The organism is Rhizobium sp. BK538, assembly GCF_014197575.1.
Classification (GTDB): Bacteria; Pseudomonadota; Alphaproteobacteria; order Rhizobiales; family Rhizobiaceae; genus Rhizobium.
In genome coordinates this window covers 398,332-422,037 of record NZ_JACIFT010000001.1, presented here as the reverse complement: position 1 = coordinate 422,037, position 23,706 = coordinate 398,332, and the positions used below count along the sequence as shown (strand labels likewise).

The 23,706-nt window shown below is 59.5% G+C and carries 18 protein-coding genes and 1 pseudogene; 10 read left to right on the top strand and 9 right to left on the bottom strand.

Annotation, left to right across the window (positions count from 1 at the left end):
* The first annotated feature begins 20 nt into the window (after positions 1-20).
* The gene (locus tag FHX09_RS02055; protein ID WP_132593920.1) at positions 21-911 is read left to right on the top strand and encodes an AraC family transcriptional regulator; all 891 of its coding nucleotides are present in this window, start codon (positions 21-23) and stop codon (positions 909-911) included.
* Between the two features lie 21 nt (positions 912-932).
* Here FHX09_RS02055 and FHX09_RS02050 read toward each other — a convergent pair whose 3' ends face one another.
* Entirely contained in the window at positions 933-1,646 is a 714-nt protein-coding gene (locus FHX09_RS02050; RefSeq protein WP_183722040.1) for a DUF899 family protein, read from the bottom strand.
* Between the two features lie 339 nt (positions 1,647-1,985).
* Between FHX09_RS02050 and FHX09_RS02045 the strand changes: the two genes are divergently transcribed.
* Positions 1,986-2,321: a hypothetical protein gene (locus FHX09_RS02045; protein WP_132593922.1), complete on the top strand. Its 336-nt coding sequence runs from the start codon at positions 1,986-1,988 to the stop codon at positions 2,319-2,321.
* A gap of 49 nt (positions 2,322-2,370) precedes the next feature.
* Here FHX09_RS02045 and FHX09_RS02040 read toward each other — a convergent pair whose 3' ends face one another.
* On the bottom strand, positions 2,371-3,117 hold the full coding sequence (locus FHX09_RS02040; RefSeq protein WP_183722043.1) for a phosphoglycerate mutase family protein: 747 nt from the start codon (positions 3,115-3,117) through the stop codon (positions 2,371-2,373).
* A 187-nt stretch (positions 3,118-3,304) separates the two neighbouring features.
* Between FHX09_RS02040 and FHX09_RS02035 the strand changes: the two genes are divergently transcribed.
* Positions 3,305-4,720 (top strand): hypothetical protein, encoded by a 1,416-nt coding sequence (locus FHX09_RS02035; protein ID WP_184449218.1) that lies wholly within the window; start codon positions 3,305-3,307, stop codon positions 4,718-4,720.
* A 676-nt stretch (positions 4,721-5,396) separates the two neighbouring features.
* Here FHX09_RS02035 and FHX09_RS02030 read toward each other — a convergent pair.
* Positions 5,397-8,345, bottom strand: a complete 2,949-nt coding sequence (locus tag FHX09_RS02030; RefSeq protein WP_184449216.1) for an ATP-binding protein — start codon at positions 8,343-8,345, stop codon at positions 5,397-5,399.
* 830 nt (positions 8,346-9,175) lie between these two features.
* Positions 9,176-9,495, bottom strand: a pseudogene (locus tag FHX09_RS29570) (transcriptional regulator); the annotation flags it as partial.
* Positions 9,496-9,708: 213 nt separating this feature from the next.
* On the opposite strand from FHX09_RS29570, the gene FHX09_RS02025 reads away from it, so the two are divergent.
* The 3 genes from FHX09_RS02025 (at position 9,709) to FHX09_RS02015 (ending at position 14,082) form a co-directional block, all read left to right on the top strand.
* A complete protein-coding gene (locus tag FHX09_RS02025; protein WP_184449214.1) occupies positions 9,709-11,241 on the top strand; it encodes an FAD-dependent oxidoreductase in 1,533 nt (510 codons plus the stop codon).
* 828 nt (positions 11,242-12,069) lie between these two features.
* Positions 12,070-12,348 carry a hypothetical protein gene (locus tag FHX09_RS02020; RefSeq protein ID WP_132587881.1) on the top strand — a complete coding sequence of 93 codons (279 nt, stop codon included), beginning with the start codon at positions 12,070-12,072 and terminating at the stop codon, positions 12,346-12,348.
* Positions 12,349-12,753: 405 nt separating this feature from the next.
* A complete protein-coding gene (locus FHX09_RS02015; protein ID WP_184449212.1) occupies positions 12,754-14,082 on the top strand; it encodes an MFS transporter in 1,329 nt (442 codons plus the stop codon).
* Between the two features lie 158 nt (positions 14,083-14,240).
* Here the strand turns inward: FHX09_RS02015 and FHX09_RS02010 are convergent, their stop codons facing one another.
* From FHX09_RS02010 to FHX09_RS01990, 5 genes are all read right to left on the bottom strand, one after another.
* A complete protein-coding gene (locus FHX09_RS02010; protein WP_184449210.1) occupies positions 14,241-15,035 on the bottom strand; it encodes a DUF899 family protein in 795 nt (264 codons plus the stop codon).
* A 397-nt stretch (positions 15,036-15,432) separates the two neighbouring features.
* Positions 15,433-15,633: a DUF2905 domain-containing protein gene (locus FHX09_RS02005; RefSeq protein WP_132587884.1), complete on the bottom strand. Its 201-nt coding sequence runs from the start codon at positions 15,631-15,633 to the stop codon at positions 15,433-15,435.
* A gap of 65 nt (positions 15,634-15,698) precedes the next feature.
* The gene (locus FHX09_RS02000; RefSeq protein ID WP_246699368.1) at positions 15,699-16,163 is read right to left on the bottom strand and encodes a hypothetical protein; all 465 of its coding nucleotides are present in this window, start codon (positions 16,161-16,163) and stop codon (positions 15,699-15,701) included.
* Positions 16,126-16,848, bottom strand: a complete 723-nt coding sequence (gene hutC, locus FHX09_RS01995) for a histidine utilization repressor (protein WP_132587886.1) — start codon at positions 16,846-16,848, stop codon at positions 16,126-16,128. Before hutC ends, FHX09_RS02000 begins: the two co-directional genes overlap by 38 nt.
* 57 nt (positions 16,849-16,905) lie before the next feature.
* Positions 16,906-18,267: a formimidoylglutamate deiminase gene (locus FHX09_RS01990; protein ID WP_132587887.1), complete on the bottom strand. Its 1,362-nt coding sequence runs from the start codon at positions 18,265-18,267 to the stop codon at positions 16,906-16,908.
* A gap of 121 nt (positions 18,268-18,388) precedes the next feature.
* Here FHX09_RS01990 and hutI point away from each other — a divergent pair, with 121 nt between their 5' ends.
* Genes hutI through hutU form a run of 4 tightly spaced genes read left to right on the top strand, consistent with a single transcriptional unit; the run spans position 18,389 to position 23,699 of the window.
* Positions 18,389-19,651, top strand: coding sequence for an imidazolonepropionase (hutI, locus tag FHX09_RS01985; protein WP_183722057.1), 1,263 nt, complete (start codon positions 18,389-18,391; stop codon positions 19,649-19,651).
* Complete coding sequence (gene hutH / locus FHX09_RS01980) at positions 19,648-21,183, top strand: histidine ammonia-lyase (protein ID WP_132587889.1); 1,536 nt, start codon at positions 19,648-19,650, stop codon at positions 21,181-21,183. The genes hutI and hutH overlap by 4 nt, the downstream gene beginning before the upstream one ends.
* 1 nt (position 21,184) lies before the next feature.
* Complete coding sequence (gene hutG, locus FHX09_RS01975) at positions 21,185-21,985, top strand: N-formylglutamate deformylase (protein ID WP_132587890.1); 801 nt, start codon at positions 21,185-21,187, stop codon at positions 21,983-21,985.
* A gap of 25 nt (positions 21,986-22,010) precedes the next feature.
* Positions 22,011-23,699, top strand: a complete 1,689-nt coding sequence (hutU, locus tag FHX09_RS01970) for a urocanate hydratase (RefSeq protein WP_132587891.1) — start codon at positions 22,011-22,013, stop codon at positions 23,697-23,699.
* The last annotated feature ends 7 nt before the right edge of the window (positions 23,700-23,706 follow it).

Below are 23,706 nucleotides of genomic sequence, written 5' to 3'. Positions count from 1 at the left end.
CAGAGAAGGATTATGCTTTCATGGGTAATTCTGTGCTGCAAAAACTGATTGATAATGGTCCTGTCATGCGGACAGTATCGCTGCCGCGCGGCCGCCAGAGCCTGCACACGATGCCCACCAGCACCGGCTACGAGATCCGCGAGAACGCGACCTATGACTGGGATGGCCGAAAGCGCGGGCAAACACCTTTTACCGTCCTGCAGCATACGATCAGAGGCGCAGGAAACCTGCGCTACGAGAATCGCCAGCTGCAGGTGAAGGAGGGAGAGACGCTGCTGGTCCTCGTTCCGCACAATCATCGTTATTGGCTCGAGGATGGAGACCGCTGGGAGTTCTTCTGGATTTCAATGAATGGAGAAGAGGCGCTTCGTATCCATCGCTCGATCCTTGCCGTGACCGGCCCGATCTTGAAGCTGCAACCGCGGACAATCGAGCATCTGGCCGACTGCAGCCTGCGGCTGATCAATGATGCGGAGACGCCGGGACTGGCCTCCGCAATCGCTTATGAGGCAGCCATGGCGCTATATGACGACGTCTTCGGCTCGCATCCTGTCTTCAGTGAAGAGTACCGGACGATGCAGCACGTCATCGACTACATCATGGCCAATCTGGAGCGACCGCTGCCCGTCGAGGATCTTGCGCGGGTCGCGGGTCTCAGCCGAGCACATTTCTCGCGAATGTTCGCGGCCAACGAGGGCCTGCCGCCAGCAGAATTCGTTCTTCAGAAGCGCTTGAAGCGGGCGGTGAAACTGTTGACCAAGACCGCCAACATGCCTGTGAAGGAAGTGGCGATCCGCTCGGGCTTCGAGGATGCCAATTATTTCTCCAAAGTATTCCGGCGCGTCTATGGCACCAATCCGACCGAGTTCCGCACGACCGGCATGTATGCGAGCGTCGGCAAAATCCGCTGACGCCCGCGTTGAGCGGCAGCGCTATTGTGCTGTGTCGTAATCGAGTTTCGGATACCAGGTCGGCGGGCGGCCTTCAGGCGTGGTGTCAAGCACGGTCCAGAGCGGCATGAAGTCGGGTGCACCGCGTGGATCCTGGCCGGGATCTGCGGTTGCCGGCCCCATCTCCGGGTTCCAGAAATGGCGGATCACACCATCCTTGATCGTGAAGACGTTATAGGCGGCGTCATCGCTGCCATCAGGCCCAGTGGCGTGGTAGTCGCGGCTAAACTCGTCGGTCGTGTCGGAGTAGAGTGGCAGGTGATGCCAGCCGCGCTCCTTCTTGAACGCCAGCAACCGCTCGATGGGCGAGCGCGCAACAACGGCGAAAGCGACCCGCTGGCTGATATCAGGAACCTCGCCATCGAGTGCCGACAGCATGGATGTGCACATCGGGCATGGTCGCTCTCGCTGCGGCCCGTACATGTAATTGTAAATGACGAGTGTGGATTTATTTCCGAACAGGTCCTTTAGCGTTACTTCGCCGTCCGGCCCTTGAAAGCGGTAGTCCTTTGTTACCTGGCCGCCGGGAGGCAACGCACGGCGCTGCTCAGCCACGCGCTCGATATGCCGGCGCAACTCGATTTCTTCGGCGAGCAGGTCATCGCGAGCCTGCCGATATTCGAGACTTTCGTTCGGAAAACTGAGGCCGTTTCTTCTTGCCAGCTCCCTCGCAGAAACAAGGTTATTTGCATCCATCACGTGAACCTCCTCCGGTTTTTGACAGGACGATGCGGCGGATCTCGCCGACGCGTTCCGCCGTCCAAACAAGGAACGTTTGACGACTGCGAAATTCGACAGAAGGGTTCAAATTTTTTTGATGCAGCCGATCGGATGCACTTTCTAGGAGCTTGAATTTGCTGCGATACTATCCGCCGTTGCAGCTAGCTGCACATTCGTTTGTCTTAGACTTTTCTCCCCTTTCCCACGCCGATTTGAGGCCTATGTCCCCTTCATCCTTCATCTCCTGGAAAGAACCAGGGGGGCTTCAAAGCAGCGTGGCAACCGGTGTCGAAGCCGCCCTCTATGGAGAGAACAATGCGATCCTTCATATCCCTGATCGAGGCAGCCGTTGTCGCGGCCGGTTCCCCAGTCGCATCTGATGACGGCAAGGGCATCGAGCGTGCTCAGGCCGTGTGCTCGTTTCTCGAAAATACCGGCTTGAATGGCAATTGTGCCGTCGATGCCAAGGAAATGCTCATCGAAGTTTCGCTAGCAGGGCAATACGACAGCCAGGCTGACTGCCCCAAGGTCGCTGACATGTTGCGGGCACATGGTTTTCAACTAGGCCCGAACTGGGAGCTTCGGATCAAGGCGAGCATCAAGGACGAGCCCGAGGTCACCGAGTGCGGTCTGGCGCCTGCCCGACAATGAAAGCCAATCTAGCAGAGCGACGTGCGTTAGCACGCCGACGGTCAAACAACTATGGCGTCGATTTAGGCGTGATCGTCAGCGCTGATCCATGAGCTTCCCGCAACTCGCTATCGCCAACCTGGCGGTCGGTTGCCTTGTGCAGCAGGATTGAACTGTAGCCCTGAAGACGCGTTCCTTCGATCAATGTCACGTCGGAATTTCCTGGATTGTCGGAGCGCTCGAACCAGTCGACCGCGTGGCGGAGAAAGTTCATTTCAAACGCTCGATTTGTGACACCGTGGCCAACGATGACGATGTCGTTGCCTCCATCGGACACATCATCGATCACGGTTTGCACAAAAAGACGAAGCCGCTGCGCCACATCCGCCCTGCTCTCGCCATCCGGTGGCCTTGCATAGAACTTGCCGCTGTTGTTTCGCAGCCTGGCCCATTTCTCGAACTCATCTGGAAACTTCTGTCGCCGCTCCGCATGGTCGTAGATTTCGGTGAAGAGGCCAAAATCCTGCTCGCGCAAGAGGTAGTCCTCCCGAACATCCCCTACCCATTCCGGCGGCAGGGCCTCCAGCAGCGCATCCTTGCTTTGTCGCGTCCGCAGATACGGCGAGAACCATATATCCAGTCTTTGGTTTTCGCCCTGGGGCAATTCGGCAAGATAGGCCGCAACCGCTCGGCCGGCCACGAGCGCTTGTCGATAGCCCCATTGTGTCAGCGGGACATTGTGATCGCCAAACTGCCCATAGGCTTTCTCATTGATGTTGCCCAGAGATTCGCCGTGCCGGACGAGAAAGATGCGCATTGGTCGCCGTGTGTTGCAATATCAGTTGGCGCCATCATGAAGGCATAGGAGGCGCGGTGCAACTTGGGCGGCATCGGCCGGGCGGTACCTGCAATGCGGGCAGCATCCGGCAAAAAGCAAAAGCAGCAATTGAGTTAAATATTAGCGCGTGCTTTATTGCGTCTCGCGTTCACTACCGGAGGTATCTATGACCCAAGATATCTGGAAGGCATGCGTGGCTCGTCGCTCGACGGTGATCATGCTGGGTTTCGCCGGGTTCTTCGGCGTTATCGGCCCCGCACAGAGCGCGACAATCAACGTCGCACCAAAAAGCGAGGGTCGTGACGAAGGGCTCACGATCCAGGCGGCGGTTGCGCTCGCGCAGCCGGGCGATACGATCATGCTGGCGCCTGGATCCTATTTCCAGGATTTTCGATCGGTGCGGGATGGTGAGCTTGGAAAGCCGATTACGATCGAGGGCTCGCTTGGATCGGTCGTTAAAGGCGGCGGCCAGCCCCGGGTGATTGAAATCAATCACAGTTATATTGAGCTCCGGAATTTCACCGTCGATGGCCGATTTGAGAAGCCGAACACGAAGAAGAGCTATCGCGACAAGCTGCTCTACGTGATCGGAAACACACCTGGAAAGGAATTGACGGGGCTTCGCGTGCTCGGGATGGATATTCGCAACGCGGGCGGCGAGTGCGTGCGCCTGCGCTATCAGGCAAGGCAGAATGAAATTGCTTATTCCAGAATAAGTTCGTGCGGCCGCTTCGACTTCGTGTTTAACGATGGCGGAAAGAATGGCGAGGGCATCTATATCGGAACCGCGCCGGAACAATTAGGCGGGCGTGGCGCGCCGGATAAGGCGATCGATCATTCTGATCGGAACCGTATCCACGACAACGTCATCGCTACCGGAGGCAATGAATGCGTCGACATCAAAGAGGGCTCGAGTGGCAATATTGTCGAGAAGAATAGCTGCACTGGGCAGAAGGACCCCAATTCCGGTGGCTTTGACTCGCGCGGCAACGGCAATGTCTTCCGCTACAATCTAGTCTACGACGTCGTGGGGGCCGGCGTGCGCCTTGGCGGCGACGAAGAGGCCGATGGCATCGGTAACGACGTCTACGGGAATACCTTTCGCAATGTGGGTGTCGGGCTAATCCGGGCGCAACGGGCGCCTCAGGGAAAGATCTGCGAGAATATTTCTCAGAACAATAAGGTCGTCAGCACCAATTCGATCGGCAAGACACTTGATCCGACCGGGCCATGCGACGGACCGAAGGCAACGGCAGATCTGCGAACCCAATCGGCGGCTGCGTCAAACCGATCCGAGGTGGCGAAGAAAATCGAGAAGGGTAGCAATCCGCTAAGCTGCGGACCCTCCGTTGCCGGCTGTGTGATCGGGCGCCTGGAAGGCGACGATCGCAACAGAATCAAGATCGTCGATGCTAGCGACGTCGTCTTGCGCGGCCACCACCTGATTCTGACCGATGCCGTCGGACCTGACGGGAAAGCGATGCCACTAAAGCCGCTCGCGGGAAAGTTGATCAGGATCGAATACACCAGTATTCAGAAGAAGCGGTTTGCCGGCGCCAGGATTATCGAGGTAGTCAACTAACCCGGTGCGGGCGCGACTTGCCGTCACAGACAGTGAACGATGGATCTGCGCGCCGGGGCCCACGCATCATTGGCTACCGCCAGCGAAACCGATGGCGGGATACGTGCAGCGTCAGCGCATGCAAAGGCGCCGGGTACCGTCGTTTCCTTGGCGGTGTCGGCGCGCATCTGGGTGCCGAACGGCGTCTCTTCCAACTCACAGCCGAGAGGTTCTGCTATCGGCGTGGCGGGAGGCAGTGAAAAGGCCGGCGACGGACAGCTTGCGTCCACCGGCAAGTGCGATATCTGCACGCCCTTCCATGCGTGCAATTGGCATCGCCTCTATCTTGCTGCGTTCTTGGCATCAAGCGTTCCTGCACTATTGGTGAGAAGGGTCCGGCTGCACTCACCCCGATCTTGTCTTGGTTCAAATTCATCGCCATGGCCGTAAGAGCAATGAAAGATACTCTTGCCCCATCGCTCACTCATTCGTTCAATTTCAAGCAGGGTGTCTGTCACGGCGGCGAACAAAAGCCGCCGTCCTTCGCTGAATCGCTGGGAAGGATTCACATCCTTTCTTAGCGACGGCCGGGTTGCCGGACCCACAATGCGGCCGAAGGGGCCTGCGGGGTTTTGCTCTCGGCAGAAAGTCATGGCAAGGGGATCGGGTCTACAAGGTTGTCCCGACCACGCGGTCATCACACGACACGAAGGCGAGGTTTCCTTTGCGGCTGGGAGTCGAACAGGGATCTGGCTTCGCACTCTTCGATGAGCCAATCACTGTCGGTTCCCAACATCCAACGATCCCGAGACTCTTTCTGAAACCAGTTAGCGCGATTGCCGACGACATAGAGCCGCCTACGAGCTCTCGTCACTGCAACGTTCATGATGTTGGGTTGGGAAAGTGCCCATTCGATGCTATCAACGCGCTTCGCTCCAAGCACTAGTAGTACTGTTTCAGCCTCTCTCCCTTGGAAGCTGTGGACCGTGCCGATGGAGTGATCGATCCATTCTTCTACGATGACCGGCGGCAAATCTCCGAATACTTCGGTAGCGTTTTGCAAGAGATGCAGCTTGAGGCCGACAGCGACCTTCCTGAAGGGCGTGATCACGAAGAGATCAGGTAGTTCACGATCTGAGTGACGATCAGCGATGTGGCGCGAAATGACGTGCGTGGCAACTGCGCCTTCTTCCGGAATGTAGAAGTCGTTTGCAGTCTCGGCGGTTCCGACCACGTTGATCCAAGCGCTGGGCCCAAAGGCTGGTCGTCTCTCGTTCTGCCGCGCCTCGTGGTCCAACGTCTCGTCCGCCAGCACCATGGAGTGCTCATAAGCCATGCCGTTGGAGATCGAGAACATTGGCTCGACACATCGCCGATGAACGCGCAGGGGAGCGCCGATCCATCTGCCGTTTCGGACTGCGCCGAACGGATTAATCCGGTCAGCTAACGTTTGCAGCGAGCTGGATTTGCAACGAAACTCGGTGCCAACGTCGAATTTCGCCGCGAGCGCCCGATCCACGGAATTGCTGATGGTGGAGATCGGCTCAAGCTGAAATGGATCGCCGACGATGATTGCACGCTTCGCCCGTGATACCGCATCGATTGCGTGGTGGCTGCATGCCTGTCCCGCCTCATCGACGATCAGCCAAGGTATCGTTCCTCGCTCGAAGCTTCCAAACACGTTCGCAAACGAACAGAATGTCGATGAGACGACCGGAACCAGAAGACTGAATGTGCTCCACAGATGGCCTGCAAGCGCTTCCAGCTCGGTGCTTGCCCTGCCCGAGTTAAGCTTAATCCAGCCTATGAGGTTCGCTTGGATGCTGTTCCTTGCATGAAACACAAAGGATTCGTGAAGCTTCATGGCGGCAACGAAGAGTTCGGCACGAGCCCGCTCGAGAGCGGATGATGTGCCAACGAGCATCTGGGCTCTGCACCGTGGCGCCGCGTTCAAATATTCAGCGGGAGTGACGACGTTGCCAAGTTCTTCTAATGCACACTCAATCTGCTCACTTGCTCTGGCCAGGATGGGGTGCGGCAGAATGGTGGCGGATTCTTGAATCGCAAGCGCACCTGAACTCAGCGGCGACGCAACTGATGTGCGCGCCGGCCCTGACCAAGGGCCAACGTCGGTATATTTCGAACCGAAGGTTTCGGTTGCATGCATGAGTTGGTTCAGCCGCCGGTGAGTTGCTTTCAACGCCCCGACGGCCTCCTTCGCTGCGGCGTATCTATCTCGTGCAACGTTCCAAGCAGTCGCATTGCGGCTATCGAACAGCGAACCATCGTCGAGCGCGTCGATCACAGATGCTGCGCATCGATCGCGATTGCGCCTGTTTCCAAGTGGGACTGAGATCGCGCCCCAGGGTTCGGCCGCAACGTGATGCTGCGCCATCAGGCTCTCGGCCAGTTTCGGCAGGTAGCTCAGTGAATTCCTGTAGCTCTCGCCAAGCTTCTCTTGCCTGGGTAGTTCGAGTGTCAGGTTGGCTACTGCGTTATTGTTGGTACTTGCGATCACAACCAGGAAGTCGTGCAGCGGTTTGTCGATTCTGTATTGAGGGCTGTTGCCATTGGCCGCCACGAGGGCGAAAGCAGACTTTGGATCCTCGTAAGAATGCAAGACATCGGCGCGACGACTGATAACCTCGGCAATGACATCCATCAACAGAGTGGTTTTGCCGGTGCCCGGCGGGCCGTTGATCGAGAACGTCCCACCTTCAGCGACACGCGAGAAGGTCTCGTTGACTGCGACTTGCTGCTGTGGCGAGAGAGAAAAGTCAGAGGGCCATCGAGCGGACGGATACCTGTCCGTTTGCAAGCACTCCAGGATCGTTTCATCACTGCTTGCGTCGAAATCCGACATGGCAACCGGCTTGGTGAGCAGATCCCAAGCTGCGCCCATGACCACGCCATTTTCAAGGTCACTTGCCATCTGACGCAGTAGATTGGGATAGACACTTGAAAACACGCGCGCGTCCTGGATCTTCCTCGGACGGTTCCCCTCGATGAACACCTTTGAGCGGGTTACGACAATGCATTTAACCGTTGCTTGAATGTCGGTGGGCAGTTGCAAGGCAAAGTATGCGCAGTGAGTAAGGGCCTCGGCAATTGCCAAGGGCTTGGATCGAGGCTTCACCCTGGTTTTGAATTCACTTGCCAAAATCTCGGCATAATCAGAGAACGTGATTGTCGTACATTCGAGAGTGACGGCTAGATCGTAGAGAAACCGATTGACGACCAGAGAGCCTTTCTCCACCGCTCGCTTGTCGGAGACGGCGAAAGTACCGGCAAAGGTATATTGGCCGTCTTCGACAGGATCGCGACCGTGCGCGCCCTGCTCGGGTGACCAACGACGGATCAAGAGTTTGTCGCATTCCCTGAGTGCCGCGATGCCAAACCGGACAAAGTGTCGGTACACTCTGCTCGTATCCGCCGTCGACGGCCAGGGATCCTTGTCATCGACAATGTGGGACACCGCCACGTCGCCACTTCTTTCACCATCGTCCTCGGCAATTGGGGCACTGTAGCGCTCGACATGCTCCCAATACTTTAGGGTTCGAAGGACCTCCTCGCGGGAATGCTGAGCACGGCCGGGGACACGCAAATTGGGATGGGTACCCGCCAAGCTCGTTGTCGTGTCTTCCATGTATCGCCTCGATCAGCCTTCGACAGGCCAAGCCCGACAATAGCGGCGGGCCACTTGCCCAGGCGGAATCGTCGAATAGCCCTTCTAAGACGAGATGCGGCCATAATGGTTAACAAAGTATTAACGCTAAAGGGGCGGTGGTCTGGCACGTCCCCGGTTTGCCGGACTTCTCGTCCTGGCGACAGAACGCCCGCGTCATCGCAATAGCTGCCACTGTCGTCAAACTGGGAACCGGCCGAGCGCGAAATCGAGCTCAAGTTTGGCGTTTCAGTGTGCCGATCGCTTTAAACGCCGGTCTTGCATGCCCTCGCGTGCTGGCGGGGTTGCGCTCTCCGATCCGGGAGATGCTATCGGTCTCCTGTATACCGAAGGGCGGAACTTGCGTTCGGCGAACCGCACCACCCTTGAGATCCTGGATTCGCTCCCCAACGATGAGGGGTTGCGCTAGCATGCGCCATTTGTGGCCTTGTCCAATCACACGGCGTCTATTGCCATTTTGCAACGCCTCGTCCTTTAGTGCGGCTATATGAGAATGTTCTTATGTGTAAGGCATTGCCTGCCTGCCGTGGATCCACATAGGCTCTCGCTTCGAAGGGAGAAGGGCCGATGCAATGGATTTCGTGGCAACGACCGGTGCTAGTATTTAAGATCACGGACCTGATCGATCGCATTCTGAGGAATTGGTGCGATGAGAATGGGCATCAAAAGGGAAGCGTTGAGGCAAAGCGAAAGGCAAAGAGTCTGCTTCAATGGATTGAACTTGGCGTCACGGATGAACACGAGCTTACGGACCTGATCCGTGACGACATCGTGATCACCACGAAATAGGCTCACGGCACGACGGCCAAGGCAGCGTTTCTTCCGCTTTGAGGTGCTCGCAATAACGGTTTGGCGCGCTTGCTGGGCGGCGCCGTCGTAGTCGCAAGGAGACGTAGATCTTCTTGTGGGTGGCCTTCCCCGCTGTGAGGCGGTTGGATCTTGTTCCAAGCAATAGCGAGCCCGACGCGGTTTGGAAGCTCCAGCGTCGATTCCGGCGCAAAGCCAATGCCAATCCCAGCCGAGACGAGCGACACCAACGAATAGGTCTCGTCGCAACTCTGTAGGCAATGTTCTTGGTCGGATCGTATGCCTCGAGCCCCTTACTAAAATGGATTTAGTGAGGGCTCCCCTAAGACCAGAAATCGATCCCGTTCATCTGAGCTACGACTGCATCTGACGTCATCACAAGAATTCGACCCAACTTCGGGCCAAATTCATTTGCCCACAAAGCAGAATAGCGCAGAATTCAAGGGAAGCTGCCTGCTGCGCAATCGAGCGTCGCAAGGGGGATGATACCGGCAGCGGCCCTTTGAGGGAGGAGAAAATGGCCAGTAACCATTCAGACCTGAGCGGACCCGATCTGGCCCTCGGCATTGCGCTCGCCGATCTTCCCGATGGCGGCAAGCTGGTCGGCCATCGGGACGGCGAGGCGGTGCTTCTGGTGCGCTGCGGAGCAGAGATATTCGCCGTTGCCGCCGCCTGCTCGCACTATGGCGGACCGCTGGTCGACGGCCTCGTCGCCGACAACAGCGTCCGCTGCCCCTGGCATCACGCCTGCTTCGACCTGCGCACCGGAGAGGCCCTGCGCGCGCCGGCCCTGTCGCCGCTCGCTTGCTGGTCGGTCGAAAAACGCGGCGAACGGATTTTCGTTGGCGAGAAGCGCAAGAGGCCGCAGCCGGCTTCGCGTGAGAGCAATGCTGGGGTATCTGCGGAAAGGATCGTCATCGTCGGCGGCGGCGCGGCCGGTTTTGCCGCGGCCGAGAGACTGCGGCGAGAACAATATCAAGGCGCCATCGTCATGATCAGCGACGACGAGGCGCTGCCCGTCGACCGGCCCAACCTTTCCAAGGACTATCTGGCGGGCAAGGCTCCCGAAGACTGGGTCCCGCTGCGCAAGGAAGGCTTTTATGCCAGGAACGGCATCGATCTGCGCCTCGGAACTAAGGTTGCTGGCATCGACGTCCGTGCCAGCGAGCTCGTGCTCGCCGATGGGGCACGGGTCGCCTTCGACAAATTGCTGCTCGCGACCGGCGCCGAACCAGTGCGCCCGACCATACCCGGCGCCAGCCAGCCTCAGGTCCACACGTTGCGCACGCTTGCAGACAGCCGCACGATCATCGCGCAGAGCGGCGCGGCGCGGCACGCTGTCGTGCTTGGCGCCAGCTTCATTGGCCTCGAGGTCGCCGCCGCGCTTCGGACCCGCGGTGTCGAAGTGCATGTCGTGGCGCCCGAGGAACGGCCGATGGAACGGGTACTAGGCCCCCAGATGGGCGACTTCATCCGCGCCCTGCATGAGGAAAATGGCGTCGTTTTCCATCTTGGCGATACCGCGGCGAGCATCGGCGCCAGCGAGATCGTACTGAGCAGCGGCACTACCCTCGCCGCCGACATGATCGTTGCCGGCATCGGCGTGCGACCGCGAGTCGATCTCGCCGAAAGAGCCGGTCTCGCCACCGATCGGGGCGTCCTGGTCGATGCCTATCTCGAGACCAGCGCGCCGGGGATATATGCCGCCGGCGATATTGCGCGGTGGCCCGACCCTCACTGCGGCGAGAACATCAGAGTGGAGCACTGGGTGGTGGCGCAGCGGCAGGGCGCTGCCGCAGCCCTCAGCATGCTCGGACGCCGGACGAAATTCACGGATGTGCCGTTCTTCTGGAGCCAGCATTACGATATCCCGATCAACTATGTCGGTCATGCCGAGAGATGGGACGCCATCGAGGTTGAGGGCGACGTTGCCGCGAAGGACTGCCTCCTGCGCTTCAAGCGCGGCGGACGCGTTCTGGCAGTTGCCACAATCTTCCGCGATGTCGAAAGCCTTAAGGCAGAACTGGCGATGGAGCAGAGCAAGGCCTAGAACGTGATGGGATCATGCCGCATGACTTGCGTCTGCCCAGCCGGGTGACGATACCAGCCTGAAGAGAGGCGACTGCAGACGATCACGCCAGCGGCCCGCCGCGTCTGGCGGCGGGCTTTCTTCCAATCCGTAGACTACTTGCGCCCCCCACTGGGACGGGATTTGCCGCCCGTTCCACCTGCGGTCTTAGCGTCGGGGGCTTGCCCGAAATTGGTCCCTCCCAAGTGGCCTCCGCCGCTCGTGTTTGCAACTTGACGCTCTGTTTTGCGCTGGATCTCAGTCGCATTTGTTTTGCTCATTCTAGATTCCTTTTCGTTGCAAGAGTGATCGCTGCCCGACATAGCCCGGCATGTGAGATCGATTTTGAGAGAAAAGGTCTGCTTGACGCCAAGGGGCGCGAAACGAAGCTCGACTAGCAAACTCGATGCGGCAGGCCGAGCCCCATTGTGTTTAAACCAAGGCCTAGAGTGGTGGAGCAGCCAACAAAAAAGGCCGGGGCGAAACCGCACCGACCTTCCTCACATCGCTACTCACGCCAGTGCCAGTACATCCGTGGTCAAAAGCAGAAAGCGACTGCGGCGATTGCGAGCGACAGATGCTTTCCAGCGCTCATCAGCAATGCCGATAGCGGTGATATAGGCTCTCCCCGCATGAAACGCAACCTCAATTCTTGGTTTTGTTGCGGATGTCTTATAAAAATAAAAATTGCAGGAATTACGTTGCAAGCGGAGCCGCGCTCAGGCATGGTCTTTCCGTCAGCAGCCAATGTTAAGGGCGCTGCTGCATCAGGGCCCAGCGGCCCTTGCCCCAGATAGAAGGAGGACCGAAATGTCTTCCGAATATAATTTCGTTTTGAAGTCAACAGACCTCACGATGCTGCAGGGCGTCTTGGATGAGGCGGGATACTGTTCAGCCAGTAGCCTTGCCAATCCGGAAGGCTATAACGTCGCGGCGAAACTGCTTATCGAACGTTTCCAGAACGGGATGACCTCTGCCGACGACCTATCCAGAGAACTGGAAAGGCATTTTGGCAAGGTGCTTTCGGCAGTATCTCCGCCAAGTTTCGAGCGGACGCGTGCCTCTATTCAGGGCCGCCCCCTCCGGTAGAACTGCTACTCCCTTTCGCCTTGCCGCTGCAGCAGATAATAGCGTTGTCGGTCCCAGGTTTGCCGAGGGACGTCGCTTTCTTCTGGTCTAACCCGTGTCGGCGATAATAATGGATCAAGGGCCAAGAATGGGCTCCGCTTTACGACCTGGACGGACCTGTTGTCGGTCATATCCACGGCCGGGGCAGTATTCTTTTCGACGAACTGCTGAGCTTCCGTAAACGTCTGACCTCCGAGGCCGAGCGTGCGTGTCAGTCGTGGTCGCGTGTTGTTTGCCGTCACTGGCTGCCGCCTGATTGTCGGCGCGCGCCCCGCGACCTGAAGAGTGGGTGTCAAGTTGGGATCGGCCTGCTTTCGTGCTAAAATACAAGAAGTTGGGGGGCGATGTTAAGCGGGAGGAAGAAACATGCCCACTCAGGTTCCAAGGGATTTCCGCCGCGTGATCATTGCCGCGTCGGTAGGAAACATAATCGAATGGTATGACTTCTATATCTTCGGAAGCTTGGCCGCGGTTCTTTCGGTCAAGTTCTTTGAGCAATCCCATCCAGTCGCAGCGCTGCTGAGTACGATTGCACTCTTCACCGCAGGATTCCTGATCCGTCCACTGGGGGCGTTCCTTTTCGGCTGGATGGGTGACCGGGTCGGCCGCAAATACACGTTTCTCATTACGCTCAGCGGCATGGGGTTGGGCACGGGTGCGATCGGCTTGATGCCGACCTACGCGTCGATCGGACTAACTGCTGCCTTTCTTCTCTTCGGCTTACGGATGATCCAAGGCTTGTGCTTGGGCGGCGAGTATGGTGGCGCCATCACCTATGTCGCCGAGCATGTCCCCGACGAACGCCGCGGCTATTACACCGGGTGGCTTCAGACCTCTCCGACGCTCGGAATCGTCGTGTCGCTGGCCGTGATCATCGCGACGCGCACCTATTTCGGCAACGAGGTCTTCAACGAATGGGCTTGGCGCATTCCGTTTTTGGTCTCCTTCCTGCTGGTTGCCATTGCAATCTACATCCGTCTTCAGCTCCAGGAGACACCGATCTTTGCGGAGATCAAGGCTAAGGGGCTGATGACCCGAAATCCATGGAAGGAAGCCTTCCTGAGCTCCAACATCCAATATGTCGGGATCGCCACCATCGTGCTGATCGGGCAGGGAGTGGTCTGGTATAGCGGTCAGTTCTGGGCATTGTACTTCCTGCAGCAGGTTTCCAAGGTAGACGCGTTGACCTCGTCCTACATCGTTGGAGTTGCACTGCTCATTGCAACGCCGAGTCTGATCTTCTTTGGATGGCTGTCAGATATTATCGGCCGCAAGCCAGTGATCCTGGGAGGGATGTTGCTCGCCGCGACCACGTATTATCCGCTGTACTTGTGGCTGGGACTAGCCACGCAGCCTGGCAACATCAACTATCCAGCCGCGGTCTTCATCATCTTCATCCTGGTTTGCTACGTCGGGATGGTATACGGCCCGGTTGGTGCGTTCCTTGCTGAATACTTCCCTGGTAGGATCCGCTACACGTCTGTATCGGTGCCGTATCACATCGGCAATGGTTGGGGTGGCGGATTGGTGCCGTTCATTACCTCAGCGGCGTTCGCGGCCACTGGCAGCATCGGTTACGCGCTGATATACCCGATCGCGGTTCCTGCCGTATGCTTCCTGCTTGCCCTTTTCTTGATGCCCGAGACCCGCAAAATAAGCATCTGGGAGCCGATCGAGCCGAAAGCTGAATTGTAACATGGCCACAATGTGCGGGCCGCAAGGCCCGGCACATTGTCGCACTGCAGTTCCGATGGCCATTTCGGAACGCGGTGACCTTGCGAGGTCGGCTGGCGCCTATGCGCACCATATTCTGCGCGACCTGTTCTTCACTTCTCTACTACCTGGACCATGGCTCAGGGCTTCTCGCTCGCGTGTTGGCTCCGGAACGCCGCTTCTCCAGCGTTTGAAACCTCGACCCATTTCTCGTCGGGTATTGCGTTTGCAACGTAGCTGTCATGCCAGTTCCACCACTTGTACGTCGGCGTTTTCGGGTAGCCCTCGGGCGAGTCCTCCCAAACCTCCTGCCGGCCCAAGGGAGTGATGTCGAGGTAATTCCACGTGCTTCCCATTTGCTCGTCGCCGCGGTTATTGACGAAATAAGTGCGGAATACGCGGTCGACGTCACGGTAGAACACGTTCGTGCCATGCCACTCATCCACGCCGAAGTCGGCGTCGAAGCTGTCGGTGATAGTAAACCACGGCATCTCCCAGCCCATCCGCGCCTTTAGGCGCGCGATGTCGGACTGGGGCGCACGCGAGGCGAAGACGAGGGTGGTGTCACGCGCGTTCAGGTGCGCGACATGGGCGACTTGATCGGCCACCATGGAGCAGCCCCGGCACGCGTGGTCGGGCCAGCCGAATACGCCCGGCTCGAAGAAGGCGCGGTAGACGATCAACTGTCGCCGACCATCGAACAGGTCAAGCAGGCTTTTCCTGCCCGCAGGTCCCTCGAACCAATAAGCGGTCTCGACGGCCATCCACGGCATCCGCCGGCGCTCGGCGGCCAGGGCGTCACGGGCGCGGGTCATGTCCTTTTCTTTCACAAGCAACTGCTGCAAGGCCGTCTCCCAGGCCCGCGGCGACACGACCGGTGGCGTGTGCATATCTGGCTGCGTGCCTATTTGACCATCGTCCGTTGATCTCGACATGGCTTTCAATCTCCTCGATCTGGGCGAATTTTCGCGCCTGCTGGCTGACATCCGGTTCGTCGTTGTTGCTCGTCAGATAGCTTGGCACCGGAAAGCGAACAGGGGGAGTAACAAGTGTGACGCCATTCCGTCGGCGTCGCCGACAAAGCCGCGCCGCGCACATTCGAAGCGCAAGCCGGGGGTCTGTATCGTGTTGTGCAAGGCTCCAGCTATCGTGATGGGTCGGGTAGACCGCTTTCCCGTAAAGGAAGCCCTTGACTGACATTCTTCCATTCTTCGAACGTCAGCGCGCCAATGGTTTACGACCCGCTGCAGTCCAGCGGTGGGCGCGCGAAGAAGAGCGATCGCGGCGCTGGCACGCAAATTGTTGGTTGATCACAACAACTGGCATTGCTTCCTATCGACTGAGGAGCCAGAGCATCACGGACAGCAGAATGCTGACAAGCAGACCGGTGGTAATAGGGATGTAGATGGAGAAATTCTCGCGCTCGATAAGAATGTCGCCCGGCAGCCTCCCCAGGCCGATGCGCACAAGCCACGGCCACAGAATACCAACCACGACGACAGCAAGCCCGACAATGATGAGGACCCTGGACATGGAACACGACGCTATAAGAATTCGCTCGATTGGATGGTAACCCAGTTTCGATACAGGCAACACTCTTACGTGGCGGTCACATAACCAGGGACGAGCCCCTGAATATGTTCCGGTCGCTCTTCCAAGGCAGCCGGCGATAAGAGATCTCTGCCGAAGATCGCAGAAAGCGTGTGATTGTTAGAGAGATAGAAATATGAGAGCGCTGCAATTGATATGTCGAGGTGTACCGGGTCGACGCCCTTGCGGAAATCGCCGCTCTCGACCCCACGCTTCAGCATCCCGGCGAGCAAGTCCACCAAGGGTGAGTTCAGATCCTTTGTAAGCGATGTCTTCAGTGCGTAGAAGGCCAATCGCTCTCCGCTTGGCGCTTCGTGAGCGTCACGCCAGGCGTCGAGCAGCTCATCGGGCTGCGACAACCGCAGGCCTTCGCCGGTGATCTCCGCCCACTCGCGGTCGACGAGTACGGCCGGTGGCGCTTGCCGAGGCCGTTCTCTATTGCGATGCCGGTGTGAACCGCGCCACCAGCGCATGGCGGTCACCGGGATAGGTGAAGCGTACATGGGTGACCGGCCCGACATTGCTCCAAGTGCGGCGCTCGACGACCAGGCAGGCGGTGTTACGCGGGATCCCGAGGGCGGTAGCCTCGTCTGAACCGGCCGAAACGGCGTGAATGCGGTGCTCGGCGCTGCTCCAGGGGATCTGATTGATCAGCCAGGCGCCCGGCGCCATTTCGGAGAAATCGGCCTCGGCGGCTTCAGGCACGGTCGACAGGCTGATCAGTCGCTCTTCCAGGCAGAACGGTCGACCACCCGCCTGATGGATGCAGGCCACATCAACCACGGAAGATCCTGGTGCGACGTCAAGGCGTCTAATGTCGTCGACCTTCGCCTTGCGTTGTTCGCGCTTGGATACGGCGAAGGAGTAGGAAAGATTCAGTGACTGGACCTCAGCCCTGATGTCGTGGATCTCCAGGACGGCCGATTGCGCCTGCGGCTGCGTGACGAAGCTGCCGGATTTCTTGCGACGCTCGATGAGGCCCGCCTTGGCGAGCTGGGTTAGCGCCTTGTTCACGGTCATGCGCGAACAGTCGTATTTCTTGGTGAGGTCCACTTCAAACGGGATGCGGTGACCCGGCGGCCACTCGCCAGAAACGATGCGGCCTTCGATGTCGCTCACGATCCGCTGGTGCAAGGTTGTCTCCTTGCTTTGGTTCATCGTCACGCTCCGTTTAATGCCTCCCGCTCTAATCTGTATGTTGCGACCTGGAAAGCCCTATGCTGCCAGAAGCTCGCCCATCGCCTTCAGGAACCGGCGATTGATTTGATCGCGCGCCACGTGGCGACCGCCAGCGACCTGCTTGCGGCCGTGCGCCCAGACGCTGTCGACGGCCACGCCACCGGCAAAGACCCAGTGATCGAGCAGCTGATCGCCGGAAAGGTAGGGTACGGCTGTCTTGCCGAGCGAAATGAGGTCGGCTTGGTGGCCGACCGCGATCCCGCCCGGTGCCTTCAGTGCAGCGCCGCCACCGGTCATCGCAAGATCGAAAAGTCTGCGCGCGGTCGAGCCGCCTGGCGCTGCGATGACATTGCGAGCCCTGAGCGCCAGACGTTCCGAGTATTCGAGCTGGCGCAGTTCGCCTGGAAGCGAGATCAGAACGTTGGAATCCGAGCCGACGCCGAAACGGCCGCCTTCTTCGATGAAGAGCGGCGCTTGGAAGGTGCCGTCGCCGAGGTTGGCTTCGGTGATCGGACAAAGGCCGGCGATCGCGCCGCTGCGCGCCATGCCGCGCGTTTCCTCGTCCGTCATGTGGGTTGCGTGGATCAGGCACCAGCGACCATCGACGGGCGCATTGGCCAGCAGCCATTCGACGGGCCGCGCGCCCGACCACGCGAGGCAGTCCTCGACTTCCTTCACCTGCTCGGCGACATGGATATGGATTGGCCCGTCGCCGGCCAGCGCTACGACCTTGACGAGTTCCCCCGGCGTAGTGGCGCGGAGGCTGTGCGGGGCAAGACCGAGCTCGGCACCGGGAAGGCCGCTTGCCATCTTGCGGCAGCCCTCCAACAATGCGGCAAAGCTGTCCAGTGAATTGATGAAGCGCCGTTGGCCATCGATCGGCGCCGCGCCACCGAAGCCGGAATGGGCATAGAACACCGGAAGCAACGTCAAGCCGATCCCGCTGATATTTGCTGCCGCCCCGATGCGCTCGGCGAGCTCGGCAATGTTGGCATAGGGCGCGCCGTCCTTGTCGTGGTGCAAATAATGGAATTCGCCGACACGGGAAAAACCGGCTTCCAGCATCTCCATATAGAGTTGGGCGGCCACGGCCTCGACATGCTCAGGCGTCATCGAGAGGGCGAACTTGTACATGACGGTACGCCAGCTCCAGAAGCTGTCGTTCGCCGGTCCGCGCACTTCCGCAAGGCCAGCCATTGCGCGCTGGAAAGCGTGGCTGTGCAGGTTGCTCATCGCGGGAACAAGCGTGTCGTGATGCTCGTCGCCGGGCTCGGCGGCGACGCCCGTTTCAACGCTTGCGATACGGCCATCGGCGATCGTCAGGCGAACGTCCTTTTGCCACCCGTTCGGCAGAAGTGCTGCGCTTGAATGCAGTGTGGTCGCTACCGTCTGGGCCATAACGCTTTTTCTCCTCTTTGGCGCCGCGCATCTTTCTTTTCCATGGAGACGCACAAAATTTCACTTGTCACCTGTTTATTATGTATATACATGTTTCCACATAAAGGAAGGCGCAAAGCTGATGAATGGGAACAAATTTTCAAGCGATGAAGCATCCGGCGATCTCCGTCCACATTTGTGGCGGAATGCGCGATTGGCGACGCTCGATCCACAAAAGCCGGGTCTCGGCATCATCGACAAAGGTGCCATTGTTACAGAAGGCGGCCGCATAAGTTTTGTCGGTCCAGAGGCCGACTTGCCGGTGTCGGCGATCGAGCGAGCCCAAATCACGGATCTCGAAAGTCGCTGGGTGACGCCTGGCCTCGTCGACTGCCACACCCACATCGTCTATGGCGGCAATCGCGCCCGCGAATTTGAAATGCGCCTGGAAGGCGCGACCTATGAAGAGATCGCGCGCGCCGGCGGCGGCATTGTCTCTTCCGTCAAGGCAACAAACGCACTCTCGGTCGAAGGTCTCGTCGAGGCGGCTCTTCCCCGCTTGGATACACTTATTTCCGAAGGCCTGACGACGATCGAAGTAAAGTCGGGCTACGGGCTGAATATCGACGGCGAACTGAAGATGCTGCGCGCGGCCCGCCAGCTTGAGCAGGTCCGTCCGGTCCGTGTCGTTACCGCCTATCTCGGCGCTCATGCGACGCCGGTCGAGTACAAGGGCCGTAACGGTGATTACATCACGGACGTCGTTATCCCGGCTCTCGAATACGCTCATGCCGAGGGCTTGGTCGACGCTGTCGATGGCTTCTGTGAAGGGATCGCCTTTTCGACAGTCGAGATCGCCCAGGTCTTCGACAAGGCCGAGGCGCTCGGCCTGCCGGTCAAGCTGCATGCGGAGCAATTGTCCAACCTAGGCGGTGCAAAGCTTGCAGCCTCTTATGATGCGCTCTCGGCCGACCACCTCGAGTATCTGGATGCAGAAGGCGCCACGGCGATGGCCGCGGCCGGTACGGTCGCCGTCCTGCTGCCGGGTGCCTTCTACGCCATCAATGAGAAGCAGAAGCCGCCTGTTCAGGCGCTGCGCGACGCCGGCGCTCGGATCGCCATCGCCACTGATTGCAATCCCGGAACGTCGCCGCTGACCTCGCTGCTCCTGACGATGAACATGTCGGCGACACTGTTCGGTCTCACTGTCGAGGAATGCATCGCGGGTGCGACCCGTGAAGGCGCACGCGCCCTCGGACTTTTAGAGGAAACGGGCACGCTCGAGCCCGGCAAGTCCGCAGATTTCGCCATCTGGGACGTCGAAAGCCTCGCCGAACTCGTCTACCGCATCGGCTTCAACCCACTTCATGCACATGTCTTCAAGGGCGAAAGGATCGACCGTTGACCATTACCCTTCATCCCGGCTCCGTTTCGCTGAAGGAACTGGAGACGATCTACTGGACCGGTGAGCCAGCAAAGCTCGACGCTTCCTTTGACGCCGGCATCGCGAAGGCCGCTTCACGCATTGCCGAGATTGCGGCTGGCAATGCGCCGGTCTACGGCATCAATACCGGCTTCGGAAAGCTCGCGTCTATCAAGATCGATAGCGCCGATGTGGCGACGCTTCAGCGCAACCTTATCCTCTCGCATTGCTGCGGCGTCGGCGCGCCGCTGCCTGAAAACGTCGTTCGTTTGATCATGGCCCTGAAGTTGGTTTCGCTTGGTCGTGGCGCGTCTGGCGTGCGGCTGGAACTGGTGCGGCTGATCGAAGGCATGTTGGAAAAGGGCGTCATCCCGGTCATCCCGGAAAAAGGCTCCGTTGGCGCCTCGGGCGACCTTGCCCCCCTCGCCCACATGGCCGCCGTGATGATGGGCGAAGCCGAAGCCTTCTTTGCCGGCGAGCGTCTTTCCGGCAGTGCGGCTCTCGAAAGCGCCGGACTGAAACCCGTCGTGCTCGCTGCGAAGGAAGGCCTCGCACTGATCAATGGTACGCAGACCTCGACGGCGCTGGCTCTTGCCGGTCTTTTCCGCGCACATCGGGCAGCCCAGGCGGCCTTGATTACCGGAGCCATGTCGACGGACGCAGCCATGGGTTCGTCCGCCCCCTTCCATCCGGACATTCACACGTTGCGTGGCCATAGGGGCCAGATCGATACGGCTTTAGCACTTCGGGGACTTCTCGAAGGCTCGGTGATCCGTCAAAGCCATATTGAAGGCGACGAGCGCGTGCAGGATCCCTACTGCATCCGCTGTCAGCCCCAGGTCGACGGCGCCTGCCTGGATCTGCTGCGCTCGGTTGCTCGGACGCTGGAAATCGAAGCGAACGCCGTCACCGACAACCCGCTGGTGCTTTCGGACAACTCGGTTGTGTCCGGCGGCAACTTCCATGCCGAGCCAGTCGCCTTCGCAGCGGATCAGATCGCCCTTGCCATCTGTGAAATCGGCGCGATCGCGCAGCGGCGTATCGCCCTCTTGGTCGACCCTGCGCTTTCCTACGGATTGCCGGCCTTCCTGGCAAAGAAGCCCGGCCTCAACTCCGGCCTGATGATTGCGGAAGTAACGTCCGCGGCACTCATGTCGGAAAACAAGCAGATGTCGCACCCGGCCTCCGTCGACTCGACGCCGACGTCGGCCAATCAGGAAGATCATGTCTCCATGGCCTGCCACGGTGCCCGTCGGCTGCTGCCGATGACTGACAACCTCTTCAATATTGTCGGCATCGAAGCCCTGACCGCAGCCCAGGGCGTGGAGTTCCGCGCCCCCCTGACAACCAGCCCTGAACTGCAGAAGGCGATTTCGACAATCCGCAGCGCAGTGCCGAGCCTGGAGCTCGACCGCTACATGGCAAACGACCTTAAGGCGGCAGGCGATCTCATCGCGACGGGCACGCTCAATGCATCCGTCCAGCCCGGCATCCTACCCGTTCTGGAGAGCTGACATGGCTGTATTCGAAGTTAAACAGGGCTCATCTCCAGTCATCCTCGCGTTTCCCCACACGGGGATCGACGTTCCCGGTGATATCTGGGAGCGTTTGAACGAAAACGGCAGGATTCTTGCCGATACCGACTGGCACATTCATCACCTCTATGATGGCCTGCTGTCAGACGCGACCACCGTGCGCGCAACCTTCCACCGCTACGTCATCGATGCGAACCGCGATCCGGCCGGTGTCAGCCTCTATCCCGGCCAGAACACCACCGGTCTTATTCCGGAAACGGATTTCGACGGAAAGCCGATCTGGAAGGATGGGCAGGGGCCTGGTGAGGCCGACATCGCGGCGCGGCTGCGGGACTTTCACGCGCCTTATCACGCCGCACTTGCCGCCGAGATCGAGCGTGTGAGGGCCATCCATGGCGTGGCGATCCTCTACGACTGCCACTCGATCCGCTCCCACATTCCGTTCCTCTTCGAGGGCAAGCTGCCGGATTTCAATATCGGCACGGATATGGGCAAGACCTGCGATGGCGCCATCGAGCAGGCGACGCTCACCGTCGTTGAAGCCGCTGAGGGTTACGACAGCGTGCTCAACGGCCGCTTCAAGGGCGGCTGGACGACACGCCATTACGGCCAGCCCGAGATCGCCGTGCACGCCATCCAGATGGAGCTTGCGCAATCGACGCATCTCCAAACCGAGGCGCCACCCTTCGCCTATGACGCCGCGAAGGCAAAGCGTCTTCGCGTCCATCTCAAAGACATTCTGGTGCGCATTGAACAGATCGCGCCGGGCCTGAAACGATAACAATCACTCGACAGGGGGAACCCGCATGACTGCAAACCCACGCCACAACATTCGCGAGATCCGCGCACCGCGCGGCAATGAGCTCAACGCCAAGAGCTGGATGACCGAAGCGCCGCTGCGCATGCTGATGAACAACCTTGACCCTGACGTGGCAGAAAATCCGAACGAGCTCGTGGTCTATGGCGGCATCGGCCGTGCGGCCCGCACCTGGGACGACTTCGACCGGATCGCAGCGACCCTGAAGACGTTGAACGAGGATGAAACGCTCCTTGTGCAATCCGGCAAGCCAGTCGCCGTCTTCCGCACGCACAAGGATGCTCCACGCGTCCTGATCGCGAACTCGAACCTCGTCCCGCACTGGGCGACCTGGGATCATTTCAACGAGCTCGATAAGAAGGGCCTTGCCATGTACGGCCAGATGACGGCCGGCTCGTGGATCTACATCGGCACGCAAGGCATCGTTCAAGGTACCTACGAAACCTTCGTCGAGGCAGGCCGCCAGCACTACAACGGCAACCTCAAGGGCAAGTGGATCCTGACCGGCGGTCTCGGCGGCATGGGTGGCGCACAACCGCTCGCTGCTGTCATGGCTGGCGCCTGCTGCCTGGCTGTCGAAAGCGACGAAACCCGCATCGATTTCCGTCTCCGCACCCGCTACGTCGACGAAAAGGCAAAGACGCTCGACGAAGCGTTGGCGCTGATCGACAAGTGGACGAAGGCCGGTGAGGCAAAGTCGGTCGGTTTGCTCGGCAATGCCGCCGAGATATTCCCGGAACTCGTTCGTCGCATGAAGGCCGGCGGTGCGCGCCCCGATATCGTGACCGATCAGACCTCCGCGCACGACCCGCGCAACGGCTACCTGCCTGCAGGCTGGACGGTCGAGGAAGCCAAGGCCAAGCGGGAGACCGATCCGAAGTCGGTAGAAGTCGCCGCGCGCGCCTCCATGAGGCAGCACGTGGAGGCCATGGTCGCCTTCTGGGATGCCGGCGTCCCGACGCTCGACTATGGCAACAACATCCGTCAGGTCGCCAAGGATGAAGGCCTCGAGAACGCCTTCGCCTTCCCGGGTTTCGTGCCGGCCTATATTCGTCCGCTCTTCTGCCGCGGCATAGGTCCGTTCCGTTGGGCGGCGCTCTCCGGGGATCCGGAAGATATCTACAAGACCGACGCCAAGGTGAAGGAACTGCTGCCCGACAACAAGCACCTGCACAACTGGCTTGACATGGCACGTGAACGCATCGCCTTTCAGGGGCTGCCGGCGCGCATTTGCTGGGTTGGGCTCGGCGATCGCCATCGCCTCGGCCTTGCCTTCAACGAGATGGTGAAGAACGGCGAGCTGAAGGCGCCGATCGTCATTGGCCGCGACCACCTGGACTCTGGCTCGGTCGCGTCGCCGAACCGCGAGACGGAAGCGATGAAGGACGGTTCGGATGCCGTTTCTGACTGGCCGCTGCTGAATGCGCTGCTGAATACGGCGTCTGGCGCGACCTGGGTGTCGCTCCATCACGGCGGCGGCGTCGGCATGGGCTTCTCACAGCATTCCGGGATGGTCATCTGCGCCGACGGCACGGACGATGCAGCGCGGCGCTTGGAGCGCGTCCTCTGGAACGACCCAGCGACCGGCGTCATGCGCCATGCCGATGCCGGCTATGAGATCGCCGTCGATTGCGCCAAGGAACAGGGTCTGCGTCTGCCGGCAATTCTGGGGAATTGACCTGTTG

Bases quoted from the DNA above. Each gene is read 5' to 3' on its own strand.
- FHX09_RS01990 (WP_132587887.1), bottom strand. From the start codon at position 18,267: ATGGCCCAGACGGTAGCGACCACACTGCATTCAAGCGCAGCACTTCTG.
- FHX09_RS02050 (WP_183722040.1), bottom strand. From the start codon at position 1,646: ATGGATGCAAATAACCTTGTTTCTGCGAGGGAGCTGGCAAGAAGAAAC.
- FHX09_RS02010 (WP_184449210.1), bottom strand. From the start codon at position 15,035: ATGTCGAGATCAACGGACGATGGTCAAATAGGCACGCAGCCAGATATG.
- FHX09_RS02015 (WP_184449212.1), top strand. From the start codon at position 12,754: ATGCCCACTCAGGTTCCAAGGGATTTCCGCCGCGTGATCATTGCCGCG.
- FHX09_RS02045 (WP_132593922.1), top strand. From the start codon at position 1,986: ATGCGATCCTTCATATCCCTGATCGAGGCAGCCGTTGTCGCGGCCGGT.
- FHX09_RS02040 (WP_183722043.1), bottom strand. From the start codon at position 3,117: ATGCGCATCTTTCTCGTCCGGCACGGCGAATCTCTGGGCAACATCAAT.
- FHX09_RS02025 (WP_184449214.1), top strand. From the start codon at position 9,709: ATGGCCAGTAACCATTCAGACCTGAGCGGACCCGATCTGGCCCTCGGC.
- FHX09_RS02000 (WP_246699368.1), bottom strand. From the start codon at position 16,163: ATGCGCTGGTGGCGCGGTTCACACCGGCATCGCAATAGAGAACGGCCT.
- hutC (WP_132587886.1), bottom strand. From the start codon at position 16,848: ATGAACCAAAGCAAGGAGACAACCTTGCACCAGCGGATCGTGAGCGAC.
- FHX09_RS02005 (WP_132587884.1), bottom strand. From the start codon at position 15,633: ATGTCCAGGGTCCTCATCATTGTCGGGCTTGCTGTCGTCGTGGTTGGT.
- hutI (WP_183722057.1), top strand. From the start codon at position 18,389: ATGAATGGGAACAAATTTTCAAGCGATGAAGCATCCGGCGATCTCCGT.
- FHX09_RS02030 (WP_184449216.1), bottom strand. From the start codon at position 8,345: ATGGAAGACACGACAACGAGCTTGGCGGGTACCCATCCCAATTTGCGT.
- hutU (WP_132587891.1), top strand. From the start codon at position 22,011: ATGACTGCAAACCCACGCCACAACATTCGCGAGATCCGCGCACCGCGC.
- FHX09_RS02035 (WP_184449218.1), top strand. From the start codon at position 3,305: ATGACCCAAGATATCTGGAAGGCATGCGTGGCTCGTCGCTCGACGGTG.
- FHX09_RS02055 (WP_132593920.1), top strand. From the start codon at position 21: ATGGGTAATTCTGTGCTGCAAAAACTGATTGATAATGGTCCTGTCATG.
- FHX09_RS02020 (WP_132587881.1), top strand. From the start codon at position 12,070: ATGTCTTCCGAATATAATTTCGTTTTGAAGTCAACAGACCTCACGATG.
- hutG (WP_132587890.1), top strand. From the start codon at position 21,185: ATGGCTGTATTCGAAGTTAAACAGGGCTCATCTCCAGTCATCCTCGCG.